The following is a 13,264-nucleotide window of genomic DNA, read 5'->3' as shown; positions in this document are numbered from 1 at the left end:
CCTCCTCGATCGACCTGCAAGCAGTTGTACGATAGTTCAATTAGGACTACCGTACAACTAGTGGGGTGAGGGGGAAGGCTGTGCCGGCGCTGGTCGGCCACCCGCCGGCTCCCCCGCGCCGCAGGTCGGCGTCGCCGACGGCCTTCCGACCCAGCAGGGTCCGCTTGTCGGCCACCTCGCGCTTCGTGGTCAGCAGCACGTCCAGCAGGTGGTCGCCGCCGCTGGTGCTCACCGAGCTGGTGAGCCGGGTGCCGGCGCCGAGGTCGACGTCCTCCTTGGTCAGGCCGCTGGCCAGCGCGGCGGTCACCGCCGTCGCGAGCAGCCGTCGTAGAGCCACCATGAGACACCTCGTTCGTCCGATGGCCGTCACCGACGGCGCTGGTCCGCGCCAGCACATCGATCGCGGAGATTACTCACAACGCCTGTGTGGCTTGGTGACTGAGCGTCAGACCGAACGGTCGGCACGGTCGGACCGGGTGGGCCGAGGGAACTGTGCGGTGGGCCGTACCGCGCCGGCTGCACCACGCCCTTCCCGCCGTCCCGGGTGGACCGCCGGACCGACCGCCCGACCGGGTGAGCCCGGACTGTGGCGGCCGCCGACGGCGCTGGCCGCCACGTTTCCGGGCGGGTCCCTCCCCGACCGCCGCGTGGCGCCCGTGAGGGGGCGTGACGGCGGACGGGAACGCCGCTAGCCTCGGCCTGTGGACCGGTGCGACGAGTGCGGCTTCGACTACGCCGGCGTCTCCGCCGACGAACTGCCGCCGCTCCTGCGCACGCTCGGCGGGCGATACTCAGCCGCCCTCGCCGAGGTGCGGCAGGTGCGCCGGCGACCGGCCGAGGGGGTGTGGTCGCCGCTGGAGTACGCCTGCCACGTCCGCGACGTGCTCGGCGTGCAGGCCGAACGCCTCGCGCTGGCGCTGCGCGTCGAGGAGCCGGAGTTCGCCCCGATGGGACGCGACGAGCGCGCCGTGGCGGAGGCGTACAACGAGCAGGATCCCGCGACCGTGCTGGCGGCGCTGGGCGCGGCCGCCGACGACTTGGCCGCCCGGTTCGGCGTGCTCGGTCCTGCGGAACTCGCCCGCACCGGGGTCTACCCGTGGCCGCGACCGCAGGCCCGCACGCTGCTGTGGCTCGGCCGACACACCGTTCACGAGGGCGAACATCACCTGCTCGACATCCGCCGCGCCGCGCGGTCGGAGGCATCCCGCTAGGTCATCGGCACTGCGTCGTCGACGCAGTGGTCCGGAGGTCGGCCTGGCGGGCGCCGCCGGACACCGAGCAGATGGTGGGACGACCTGCTCCCGCCAGCCTCGCCGGCTCGCGGTTGCCGTCCCGGCGTCAGACAGCCAGGGGGACCGATGATCCGCTCGCCCGGCTCCGGCACCCCCGCGACGCCCCCGGCCGCCACCCCACCAGGGCGCCGAGCGGTCAGGAAGCGGCCGGTCGACAGAGGCCCGAGGGAGCGGCACTGACGTATGTCAATGTAGGGTTTCATCGATGTGAAGTGACGGGTCTTGGTGACCTGTCGGGGCAACGCCGCCTCCACCACACGAAACCGACGATGTCCAGGGAGAGCAGATCATGAACCAGAATCGGGTGGGGCGGCTACGGACGCGATGGCGGCGGGCAGCCCGGGCCGCTGTCGCGGCAGCGGCCTCTGTCGGGATCACCGTGCTGACAATCGGAGTCACGGCGGGTGCGGCCACGGCGGGCGTCAGTTCTGTCGACCGGGGCACGCCGAACGCCTCGGTCGCCGCCGGGCCGGTGTCCCGGGTCGCCGCGGGCAACCTGCACACCTGCGTGATCCGCACCGATGGCGCACTCTGGTGCTGGGGCAACAACTTCTACGGCCAGCTCGGCGACGGGACCAGCACGGACCGGACCGCTCCGGTCCGGATCGGCGACGCCACCACCTGGGCGCGTATCGACGCCAGCATCAGCACCACCTGTGCGGTACGCACGGAGGGAACGCTGTGGTGCTGGGGCAGCAACAACAACGGGCAGCTCGGCGACGGGACGACCACGAAACGGAGCAGCCCCGTACGGATCGGCGACGCCACCACCTGGGCCAGCGTCAGCACCGCCACCAACCACACCTGCGCCGTCCAGACCACCGGCACCCTGTGGTGCTGGGGCCAGAACCGCCACGGGCAGCTGGGCACCGGCGCGAGCCCCTATCAGGCGACCGCCCCGGTGCAGGTCGGCACGGCGACCACCTGGGCGAGCGTCACGACCGGGTACGCGCACACCTGCGCCACCCGCACCGACGGGACCCTGTGGTGCTGGGGCAGCAGCTCGGACGGGCAGCTCGGTCTCGGCATCCGGGACTACCGGGCGACGCCGACGCAGGTGGGCACCGCGACCACGTGGACCGGCGTGACGGCCGGGTACGTGCACACCTGCGCGGTCCGCGCCGACGGGACGCTGTGGTGCTGGGGCGAGAACGGGTACGGCCAGGTGGGCGGCGGCGTCGGCTTCCAGACCACCCCACTCCAGGTCGGCACCGGCACCACCTGGGCGAGGGTCGAGACGAGCATCGACTCGTCGTGCGCGACGCGTACCGACGGCAGCCTGTGGTGCTGGGGCAACAACGCGTCCGGGCAGCTCGGCGACGGCACCACCACCCACCGGTCGACCCCGACCCGGGTCGGTAGCGCCACCACCTGGACGGACAGCCTCGCCGCGTCCTACCACGCCTGCACGCTGCGCGCCGACGGCAGCCTGTGGTGCTGGGGCGACAACTCGTTCGGGCAGCTCGGCGACGGCACCACCACCCACCGGTCGACCCCGGCACAGGTGGCCTTCTCCAGCTGACCGCCGCCGGTGGACGAGCGGTGCCGTCGGTCCGCGCCGCCGCGGACCGACGGCACCGCACCATCGGCCGAGTCGCGCAGTGAGATCGGGGAGGGCGACTACGGGTACGGGCGGCGCGGCCGGGACCGCCGACCCGACCGGGGTTGGATCTCATTGCATTAATAATTAACTGTCTTTATAGTTCGATGGCACTAGATTCCCTCCCCGACCACCGGAGGTGCCCCGTGCGACTTCGCGGCAGAACGATCCTGGCCGCCGGCCTACTGGCGGCGGTGGCGCTGGCACCACTGACCCTGACCGGCACCGCCGGCGCGGCAGCGGCACCGACCGCGAGCTTCACCAAGGTGAACGACTGGGGCTCCGGCTGGGAGGGCAGCTACCGGATCACGAACTCCGGAAGCAGCACGATCACCTCGTGGCGGCTGGAGTTCGACCTGCCCGCCGGCACCACCGTCGGATCGCACTGGGACACGCTGCTGACCAGAACCGGCCAGCACCACACCTTCACCAACCTGTCCTGGAACGGCACGGTCGCCCCGGGCGCCTCCGTGACCTTCGGCTTCGTCGCCACCGGCACCGGCACCCCGACCGGCTGCACGCTCAACGGCCAGCCCTGCGCCGGCGGCACGACGCCGCCCACCACCCTGCCGCCGACCACCGCGCCGCCGACCACTCCCCCGCCGACGACCACTCCCCCGCCGACGACCGCACCGCCCACGACGCCGCCGCCGACCGGCGTCTCGCCGGTCGCGGCCAACGGCCAGCTCCGGGTCTGCGGTCGCCAGCTCTGCAACCGTGACGGCCGGGCGATCCAGTTGCGCGGCATGAGCACGCACGGCATCCAGTGGTACGCGAACTGCGCCACCCCGGCCTCCCTGGACGTGCTCGCCAGGGAGTGGAACGCCGACGTGCTGCGCATCTCGATGTACATCCAGGAGGGCGGGTACGAGACCGACCCGCGCCGCTTCACCGACCTGGTGCACCAGTACATCGAGCTGGCCACCGCCCGGGGCATGTACGCCGTCGTCGACTGGCACATGCTCAGCCCCGGCGACCCGAACCACAACCTGACCCGGGCGCGCACCTTCTTCGCCGAGATCGCCGACCGGCACAAGGACAAGGTCAACGTGCTCTACGAGATCGCCAACGAACCCAACGGCGTGGCGTGGAGCGCCATCAAGAGCTACGCCGACCAGATCATTCCGGTCATCCGCAGCCGAGACCCGGAGGCCGTGGTGCTGGTGGGCACCCCCGACTGGTCCTCCCTCGGCGTCTCCGGCAGCGGCGGCGGGGTGGACACGATCGCGGCGAACCCGGTCGCCGGCGGCAACCTGATGTACGTCTTCCACTTCTACGCCGCCTCGCACGGCAACGCGTACTACGACACCTTCGCCCGGGCCGCCGACCGGCTGCCGCTGTTCGTCACCGAGTTCGGCACCCAGGACTACTCCGGTGACGGCCCGAACGACTTCGCCATGGCCCAGCGCTACCTCGACCTGATGGCCAGCAAGAAGATCAGCTGGACCAACTGGAACTTCTCCGACGACTTCCGTTCCGGCGCGGTCTTCACCACCGGCACCTGCGGCAGCGGCCAGTTCGGCGGCACCAGCCGCCTCAAGCCGGCCGGCGCCTGGATCCGCGACCGTATCCGCACCCCCGACACCTTCTAGGTGTGCCGTTCACGGAGATGGCCGGCCGGACCTGCCGGGTCGTCCGACCCGCCGCCTACGATCGGGCGATGATCGACGCTACGTTGTTTCAGGCCGATGCCTGGCGTCCGTTCGTGACCGCGCTGCGCAACAGCATGCCCCCCGGGGCAGGGGAGGCCGAGTTCCGCGGCACGATGGCGCCGGACACGTTCGGCGGCTCGATCGCCTACGACGGCGACCACCGCCTCCCCGGGCTGGACCTGGAGTGGGGTGAGCAGCCGACGGACATGCTCGGATCGCTGGCCGAGCTGACCGGCGGGCAGGCCGTCGCGGTGCGCGGCGTCACGACGCGCTCCGGGGCGGCGGCGGTGAGCATCGTCCCCAGCGCACCGCAGGTGTCGTTCGGGATGGGCAGCGACCTGCTGGAGGACGTGCACCTGGTCGCGGGAGCGCATCCGGAGCCGTACCGCCGCGAGCCGGTCCGCTACGACGTGGCCTCCTCCGCCGGCGCCGACGCGGCCACGGTCACCGCGCTGGTCCGACAGCTGCTGCCGGACGCGCGGGGGGCCGACCCGTCGGAGCTGGCCGCAGCGGAGGCGGGCCTCGGCGTCGCGCTGCCCGATGACGTCCGGGCGCTCTTCCTCGCCGCGGCCGAGGGCACCCTGGTCCTGCGGCCCGCCGACCGGGAGCGTTTCTACGGCTTGCGGATCGTGCCGCTGGCCGACGCCGCCGCCCGCGCCTATCTGGAACCGCAGGCCCGGTACCTGTCCTGGAGCTACGGCGCGACCGAGGTCGTCGCGCCCGATCCGCACGGCCGGATGCAGCAGTTGGCGGCCTCGCCGGCGTGGTTCGTGGTCGGCGAGGACGGCGGCGGCAACCTGTACGTCATCGACCTCGCCCCCGGGCCGCAGGGGACGTTCGGCCAGGTGCTGTTCGTGGACCACGAGATGTCGGCTGGCGCCCACTGGCTGGCGCCCTCGCTGACCGAGCTGCTCACCGAGCGGCCCGCCACCCTGGCGGAGCTGGGTCCGGAAGGCGGGCTGCTGGTGCGGGTCGGATCGCGCAGCGGAAAGACGCTCGCCGATGTCCAGCCGGAGACCGAGGTGCTGTACGTCAGAGCCGGAGCCGTGCCCTCCGACCTGTCCGCGCTGGCCGGCCACCGGCTGCGCACCCTGGTCACCGAATCCGCCGTCGTCGCCAACCTTTCCGCCGTCACCGAGCTGCCCGCGCTGGAATACCTGCAGCTCGACGTCGCGGGCTGGCAGCAGCTGCTGCGCGCCGGGCAGGTCCCGTCGACCCTGCTGGCCGCCGGCCTGAGTGGCCGTGCCGGCTGGACCGACACGGTCGAAGTGGTCAACGGTCTGCTGGCGGCCTGGAAACAGGAGCCGATCCAGGTGATCGACGTTCCGGTGCAGCTCTGATCGCCGTCGCTCGGGCCCGCGGGCCGTACCCGCTGTTCGTCGCCGTGGCGGTCCTGTTGGCGCTCGGCGCGGCCACGGCCTGGGGCGTCGGCGACGCGTTGGGGCTGAGCCACTCCCCCGCCGCCGTGCCGCTCGAGGACGCCGTCGCCGCCCCGGCGCGGACGCCCGCACCGGTCCCGCCGTTGGCGTCCCTCGTCGTGCCCGACGAGCCGCGCGTCAGGAAGGCCGCGACCGCCGTGGCCGACGCGGTCGTCTCCCGCGGCCTGCCCAGGCCGGTGCTCGCCCCGGCCGCGCCGCGCCCGGCCAGGTCCGCGACGGCCGCGCCGGGCACCGGCGCGGCCCCGGACCTGTCGGCGGTGACGACGCTGCGGGCGGGCGTGCTGGCCACCCTCGGCGGGGCGCCCGAGTCGTACCGGCTCGACGTGCACGGCGCCGAGCTGGCCGTCCAGGGCGGCGACGTCGCGGGCGTGGCAGCCGGGATGTACCGGCTGGCCGACCGGATCCGCTCCGGTGCCGAGGCGCTCCCCGCGGCGGACGCGGGTCGGGTGGTCGTCCCCCGGCTCGGCCTGCGGCTGACCGACGCGGGCTCGGTGGGGCGCGAGCCCGCCCCGGCCGCCTTCGCCGCCGGCGACGACTACGGCCTGAACACCGACGTGGTCGGGTCGGCGGTGCTGCCCGGCGCGCCGTGGGTGGACGCCGGCGCGGTGGCCCGCATCGACGCGCAGTTCCGGCAGTTCGTCGACCATTCGGTCGCGCAGGGATTCAACGGGATCGTCGTGCCCGGCTTCCTGGAGTACGTCACGTTCGCGAAGGTCGGCGACGGGCGCGCGGTCTACCCGCCCGGCGACCCGCACGTCGAACGCGCGCGGGCGATGGTCGCGGCGTTCGGCCCCGTCTTCCGGTACGCCGAGGACATGGGCGTGCGGGTCTTCCTGCTGACCGACATGCTCGCGGTGTCGCCCCCGCTGGAGGCGTACCTCACGCGGACCGTCGGCGGCCTCCACGTGGCCGACCCTCGACTGTGGGCGGTCTACCAGGCCGGGCTGGCCGAGCTGTTCGAGAGCATGCCGTTCGTCGACGGCCTGATGGTCCGCGTCGGCGAGGGCGGCGAGGTGTACGCCGGGACCGGCTGGGACTACTCGTCGAGGCTCGCGGTCACCACGGAGACGTCCGTGCGCGCGATGCTGCGGGCGCTGCTGGACACCGCGGGCGCGGCCGGCAAGGAGATCATCTTCCGCACCTGGACGGTGGGCGTCGGCGCCGTCGGCGACCTGCACACCAACCCGGAGTCGTACGCGCGGGTGCTCGGCGGGCTCGACGACCCGCACCTGATCGTGTCCACCAAGTACACCCTGGGCGACTTCTACAGCCACCTGCCGCTGAACACCACCCTGCTGGGCGGCGGGCACCGCCGCATCGTGGAGTTCCAGGCCCGGCGCGAGTTCGAGGCCTTCGGCTCGCTGCCCAACGACCTCGGCCCGCTGCACCGTCAGGCGCTGCGCGCGTTCCTCGCCGCCAACCCGCACGTCGAGGGCGTCTGGAACTGGACCCAGGACGGCGGGCCGCTGCGCGCCGGGCCCATGTCGCTGCACCTGCGCGCCGGCTTCTGGCAGCTCTACGACCTCAACACGTACGCCGTCGGCCGCCTGGCCTGGGACCCGCACGCCGACCCGGCGCAGATCACGGCCGACTGGGCGTACCGCACGTTCTCCGGCGACCCGGCCACCGTCGCCGCGATCGGGCAGGCCATGGCGCTGTCCCGGCAGGCGGTCACCAGGGGCCTCTACATCGGCCCGTACGCCGACCGGTCGGTGCGGGCGCTCGGGCTGGAACCGCCGCCCATGATGTGGATCTTCGAGTGGGACATCCCGACCGGCGACTCCGCCGCGCTGGGCAGCATCTACGCGGTGACCGGCGACCGCGTCGACGAGGCGGTCGAGGAGGGCACGCAGGCAGTCGCGCTGGCCCGGCGCATGCGCGACCTGGTCGCCGCGACCGACCCGGCGACCTGGCGCGACGCCGAACTGCGCGGGCGCTTCACCGCGACGCTCGACTACCAGGTCGACCTGTTCGGGACGCTGGGCGCGTACCGGGCCATGGTGCTGCGGCACGCGCAGTGGCTGGACACCGGCTCCCCGGCCGCCCGCCACGACTGGCGGCTGGCCGCGGCGGCGTACCACGACGCACGCGACGCGCACCGGCAGCGCTACGGCGCCGACCTGGACCTGCCCGCGTACAACTTCACCGCCGCCGACCTCGGGGCGCGGCGCGCCGACCGGGACCCGGCGATGGCCTGGGCGGCCCGGGCGTTGCTCGGGTCGATCCTGCTCGTGGTGCTGCTCGGCCTGCGCGGGCGCGGCTTCGGCGCGGCCGCCGCGCGCGGGTTGCTGCTCGGCGCGCTCCGGCCGTGGCGGGTCGCCGCGCTGCCGACGGCCGGGGCGCGGGCGGACCGGGTGCTGGTGTGGCTGGTCCCGGCCGTGGTGATCATCGCGAGCCGGCTCGTGCTGACCTGGTTCGCCGCGCCGGCGCACCTGCTGGTCACCCTCGGCGGGTGGGCGCTGTTCGCCCTCGTCGTACGCCTCGTCGTCGGCCGGCGGGACCCGTTCCACCTGTGGGCCGTGGTCGGCGGCGTCGCGCTGCTGCGCAGCGTGCTGCTGCTGGCCGCGCTCGCCGGGCGCGGACCGGGCGGGTACTGGTTCGCCTTCTGGACCGCGCCGGGCCTGCGCGCGGCGTACGTCACCGTCGCCTTCGCGGCGTTCTGCTGGCTGTTCGTGGCCGCCGCCGTGGTCCTGCGCGACCGGTACGGCCTGCGCCGCCGGAACGCCGTCGGGCTGACCCTCACCGCCGCTGGCGTGCCCCTCGGCGTGTTGTCCGCCCTGGTCTGGGTGGTGGGCCTGGAACGCGCGCTGACGGTGTGGAACGACCAGCTCGCGCTGCTGCCCTGGGGCCTGTCCCGCATCCTCGGCATCACCGTCCACCTGGGCATCCCCGCCCAACTCCCCGCGTACACCGCCGCCGCCGGAGCCGCCCTCGCCGCCGCCGGTCTGCTCCTGTCGCTCGGCCGCCGCCGGCAATCCGCCCGACCGTCCCACCCCGACCCCGCTCTGACGTCGTAGAGCCCCGTCGGCTGGGGCCGCTGGTGACCGGGGTCCGCGCCGGGACCCTCGGCCGGCGGCACTGCGAGCCGCTGTGGACGTCCGTCATGGAGTTGTGCCGCGCGCTCGACGCGACGCGCGGGCATGCGCCCAGCCGATGAGTTCGTCGACGTATCCGGTCGCCCGGGGCCGCTCGGCAAAGGCCTCGCGTAACTTCGCGCAGGCAGCATCCAGTTCCGGTGACGGTCCTCGACCGGAGAGCAGAATGACCAGTGGTGGCCAGTGGCCGATCCGCTTGTCGGGCAATGCGTTCAGCTCGGCCAGGTAGCGGCCTGGCTGCAGGAGTTCCACCAGCCGATCCGCTGCCCGCGTCACGCCAGTGAGGAGATCAGCGCGCAGCCGATCCACGTCGGTGTCGGCTGTCACCTGCCAGCGCTCGCGGTCACTGTCGGCGGGGTGCGGGCACGGCACGCGGCGTTCCATGAGGCCGATGCTGTAGATATCGCTCGCTTTGTTCATCGGCTGGGTCTGCCCGGTCCGGTAAGCCAGCCAGTCCCACCACTCCTTGGGGGCTACCGCGGTATCGATGTAGAACATTCTTGCGTCGGGCCGTGACCGCTCCGACGGCTGTTTGTGAATGACGGCGACGCCCTCAGGCCTGATCAGTCGCCACACCGCACCGGAGCTGTGAAAGCCCCGTGGGTGCAAGGTCACGCCGAGGTCATGCAGCAGGCCGCGCATCACCACATCGAGTTCCGCCACGACCCGACGATACGGTCCGTCCACCGAAGCCCGTGCAGCGCGACAAGCCGACGCCGACTTCCCCGCGACGATGTCGCTGCTGGGACTACTGCGGCACCTGATCGAGGGCCGCATCCTCGCACGTGTGCTCGACGAGCGGCTGCTGACCTGCCCGGACGGTGGCCGGCCGGCGGGAGGGCTCCCGCCGGCCGGCCGTCGGCGTCACCGGCCGTAGACCTCGAACTCGTGCAGCGAGAACCCGTACGAGGTGGCCCGCTTGAGCCCGTACACCCGCACGTAGCGGGCGGCGACCGGGGCGAAGGTGGCGTTGTCGACGCCGCCGTTGCCGGTGGTGGTGGCGAACACCGGCGTCCAGGAGCTGCCGTCGCCGGAGACCTCGATCCGGTACGACGTGCCGTACGCGGACTCCCAGCGCAGCACCGCCCGGCTGACGGTGCGGGCCGCCCCGAGGTCGACCCGGAGCCACTGGTTGTCGTTGTAGCTGCTGGCCCAGCGGCTGCCCAGGCTGCCGTCGACCGCCTTGTCCGGCGTGTGGCTGGTGAGGAACTGGGTGCTCGACGCGGTGGCCGGGCGGCCCTGGGCCAGGTTGGTGACGTCGTCGCCCCGGCGGGCCGGGAACGAGACGACCTGCTGGTAGGTGGGGCGGTTCTGCCAGGCGATCACCGGGTGGGTGATGCCGCCGAGCCCGGAGTGGGCGATCGAGTCGGCGCACCACTGGTCGCCGGCGGAGCAGGACTTGTCGCCCGGGTAGACGGTGGTGGCCGGCACGGCCGCCGCCTGCCCGAGCGCGCCGAGCAGCGCCGTCCGGCACGCGGCCAGGTTGCCGCCGCCGCAGTACGCCCGCCCGAGGCCGCCGGCGACCGGGTCGCCGAGCACGGTGCGCACGTCCTTGTCGACGTAACCCCACCAGCCGTACTGGAACGCCGAGCCCTTGTGCGCCTGACCCTGCAACGCCCAGCTCGCGGCGCCGTCGCGCCCGCCGTTCTGGCCGCCCGACGGCGCCTCGTTGACCTCGATGGCGTCCACCAGCGCGGCGTAGAGGTCCGGCCCGAGGCCGGGGCGGAACTGCGCCGAGGCGAGCAGCGGCCACCACGCGTCGAAGATCCGGATGGCGTCGGCGTGCTGGTAGACCTTGGAGCCGGGCGTGGTCTCCACCCGCCGGGCGCCGGCCTGCTGCCAGGCCCGCAGCTTGCCGACCGCGTCGGCCAGCGCCGGGTCGGTGACCGGCGCGCTGTCCAGCACCCGCAGCAGGTCGCCGAGGACCTGCTGGCCGCGCAGGTCGGTCACCGCCGCGTCCGCCATGATCTTCACGACGTCGGCGCGGCCGAGCTTGCGCTGGGCGATCGCCGCGCGCACCGGGCCGTCGAGCAACTGACCCCGGTGTACGGAGCCGAAACTGAAGTTGCCGTCCGCCGCCCCGAAGTCCCGCGCCTGCTTGTTGTTCCAGCTCACGTAGTAGTCCTGGTTGACCGACTGGGGGTGGGCCGAGAGCGGAATGTAGGTGGCGTCGTTGGTGTCCGGGTTCCAGCCGACCCACTCGTACGCCGGCTCGGCCTTCGCCGGCAGGTTCGGGTCGACGGTGGCCGGGCGGACCGGGTTCGAGCCGGAGTTGAAGTACGCCGCCTCGGTGGAGTTGACGTAGAACCAGTTGAACGCGTACCCGACGCTCGCGGCGGACGTCTGGAACGCCGCCGCGTTGCCCATCGCCGACGGGTCGTTGAAGGCCTGGAAGCCGATCGCCGAGTCGGCCTCGTGCCGGTAGGTGGAGCGCAGCTTGGTGAACGCGGTCGGCTGCCCGTTCACCAGCCCCCGGTAGGCGACCAGCCCGTACCTGGTGCGCAGCGCGCGCAGCGTGTAGGACCCGGCCGGGGTGGAGTCGGCCAGCGTCGGCGACCAGGAGTTGCGCTGCTCCAGCGTCTCCATGGCGAGGCACTGCCCGTGGTAGAGGTAGCGGTTGCTGCGCAGCGTCGGCGCGCTGCCGTCGGTGGTGCACAGCGGCACCGCGTAGGTGTCGGTGAGGTCCTGCGAGGCGGAGGTGGCGCTCCACGCGTAGTCCTGGCCGCGGCCGAGCAGCACGTAGAGGTTCAGCCCGGCGAACGCGGCGCCGCGCGCGCTGATGCCCGGCCCCTGCAACTCCTGGAGCATCAGCAGTTGCGGGGCGAAGTAGCCGGTCTGCGGGCCGAACACGGCGACCGGGTTGCCGGTGGTGGTGTGCCGTCCGGAGACCACGACCGCGTTGGACATGCCGTGCGCGCGCAGGTTGGCCAGGCCGCCGACCAGTTCCTGGGTGGCGGTGCTGGCGCCGGTGCGCGCGGCGGCCCCGCCGGTCTGGTCGTAGGCGAGCGGCTCGGCGACCACCGTGCCGGCGTCGGGGAGCACCGCGCTGGTCGCGCCGGGTGGCGTCGCGCCGTACGGGAAGCTCTGCCCGTCGTGGAGGGTGAGCACGGTCTCCGGGTCGTTCTGCGACCGGAACGCCGCCCACACCCGGTCGCCCTCGACGGCGCCGTACTTGGCCCGGGCGGCCACCCGGACCAGCGCGGACTGGATCTCGCTGCCGCCGCCCCCGCCGAAGAGGCCGCCGATCACGCCGGCGGTGGCGATCAGGTCGGTCATGGTGAAGTGCTTCGGTTTGCCGGCGCCGGCGAGCACGTACTCGCCGGGGTAGTTGTCGTCGGCGATCGACTTGTCGATGTAGGCGTTGATGCCGGCGATGTAGTCGACCACGTCGGTGTAGAGCTGCTGGCCCCGGGCGCCCTTGGTGCGCAGCGCGTTCACCTGGGCCTGGAGGTCCGCCTCGGTGTAGGGCGAGTTGGCCCAGACGCTCTGCTCCAGCTCCCGGTTGCCGGGGGCGCCGCCGGCGAACGAGGTGACCTTGCCGCGGCCGACGTGGCGCAGCAGGTCCATCACCCAGAGCCGGTCCTGGGCCCCGGCGTAGCCGGCGCCGAACATGGTGCCGGCGCGGGTGGTGCCGGTGATGTGCGGGACGCCGGTGGCCTTGTCCCGCACGATGGTGACGTCGGCGCGCGGCGAGACGGTGCTCTCGACCTGCGCGGCGGGGACGCCGAAGGAGGCGTCGTTGAAGAAGTGGGCGATCTGCTCGTCGGTCAGCCCGGCGTAGTTGTAGACCAGGTTCGCGTACTCGTCGAGCTGGTCGCTGGAGTGCGCGGGGCGGGTGCCGAGCGCCTGGTGGGCCAGGATGGCGGCCAGCGTCGCGTTGCCGTTCTGCCCGGGCGGCAGGATGTCGGCGCACTGGCCGAGGCAGTAGTCGTTGGCGGCGAACGTGCTGGCGGCCAGCGCCGGTGACGGCGGGGTGACGGTCAGGACGCTCGCGGTCAGGACGGCGGCGGTGAACGCCGCGAGTTTGGCGCGGAGTGGGGGACGGGGCATGAGAATTCCTCCGGGGGACGCGGAGTCGGCCTTCGGTACGCCCGGCTGCCGTACCGACGTCTCGTCCTCCGCGCCCGGGCGTTCCACCCGGAGGTGAGATTGGCTCATATCTATCTCGGGGCAATGATCGGCGGCC

The 13,264-nt window shown here is 73.2% G+C and carries 8 protein-coding genes; 5 read left to right on the top strand and 3 right to left on the bottom strand.

Annotated features, from left to right (window positions below; all coding sequences use genetic code 11):
- Positions 1-46 precede the first annotated feature (46 nt).
- Positions 47-340, bottom strand: coding sequence for a hypothetical protein (locus tag AC0OO9_RS26550; RefSeq protein ID WP_484513175.1), 294 nt, complete (start codon positions 338-340; stop codon positions 47-49).
- Positions 341-701: 361 nt separating this feature from the next.
- On the opposite strand from AC0OO9_RS26550, the gene AC0OO9_RS26545 reads away from it, so the two are divergent.
- From AC0OO9_RS26545 to AC0OO9_RS26525, 5 genes are all read left to right on the top strand, one after another.
- A complete protein-coding gene (locus tag AC0OO9_RS26545; RefSeq protein WP_484513173.1) occupies positions 702-1,211 on the top strand; it encodes a DinB family protein in 510 nt (169 codons plus the stop codon).
- 460 nt (positions 1,212-1,671) lie between these two features.
- Positions 1,672-2,814, top strand: coding sequence for an RCC1 domain-containing protein (locus tag AC0OO9_RS26540; RefSeq protein WP_484513171.1), 1,143 nt, complete (start codon positions 1,672-1,674; stop codon positions 2,812-2,814).
- A 245-nt stretch (positions 2,815-3,059) separates the two neighbouring features.
- Positions 3,060-4,484 (top strand): cellulase family glycosylhydrolase, encoded by a 1,425-nt coding sequence (locus tag AC0OO9_RS26535; RefSeq protein ID WP_484518057.1) that lies wholly within the window; start codon positions 3,060-3,062, stop codon positions 4,482-4,484.
- 68 nt (positions 4,485-4,552) lie between these two features.
- Entirely contained in the window at positions 4,553-5,884 is a 1,332-nt protein-coding gene (locus tag AC0OO9_RS26530; protein WP_484513169.1) for an SMI1/KNR4 family protein, read from the top strand.
- A 44-nt stretch (positions 5,885-5,928) separates the two neighbouring features.
- Positions 5,929-9,000 carry a hypothetical protein gene (locus AC0OO9_RS26525; protein WP_484513167.1) on the top strand — a complete coding sequence of 1,024 codons (3,072 nt, stop codon included), beginning with the start codon at positions 5,929-5,931 and terminating at the stop codon, positions 8,998-9,000.
- Between the two features lie 84 nt (positions 9,001-9,084).
- On the opposite strand, the gene AC0OO9_RS26520 is transcribed toward AC0OO9_RS26525, so the two are convergent.
- Entirely contained in the window at positions 9,085-9,741 is a 657-nt protein-coding gene (locus AC0OO9_RS26520) for a DUF4304 domain-containing protein (RefSeq protein ID WP_484513165.1), read from the bottom strand.
- 201 nt (positions 9,742-9,942) lie between these two features.
- Entirely contained in the window at positions 9,943-13,128 is a 3,186-nt protein-coding gene (locus AC0OO9_RS26515; protein ID WP_484513163.1) for a penicillin acylase family protein, read from the bottom strand.
- Positions 13,129-13,264: the final 136 nt, after the last annotated feature.

The sequence above is a fragment of the Micromonospora sp. USAFONa4 genome (assembly GCF_057197825.1).
Note: the sequence above shows the minus strand (reverse complement) of the source record. Positions and strands in the feature narration are given on the sequence as shown.

Excerpts from the sequence above, each read along its gene's own strand:
- AC0OO9_RS26550 (WP_484513175.1), bottom strand. The coding sequence starts at position 340 with ATGGTGGCTCTACGACGGCTGCTCGCGACGGCGGTGACCGCCGCGCTG.
- AC0OO9_RS26530 (WP_484513169.1), top strand. The coding sequence starts at position 4,553 with ATGATCGACGCTACGTTGTTTCAGGCCGATGCCTGGCGTCCGTTCGTG.
- AC0OO9_RS26515 (WP_484513163.1), bottom strand. The coding sequence starts at position 13,128 with ATGCCCCGTCCCCCACTCCGCGCCAAACTCGCGGCGTTCACCGCCGCC.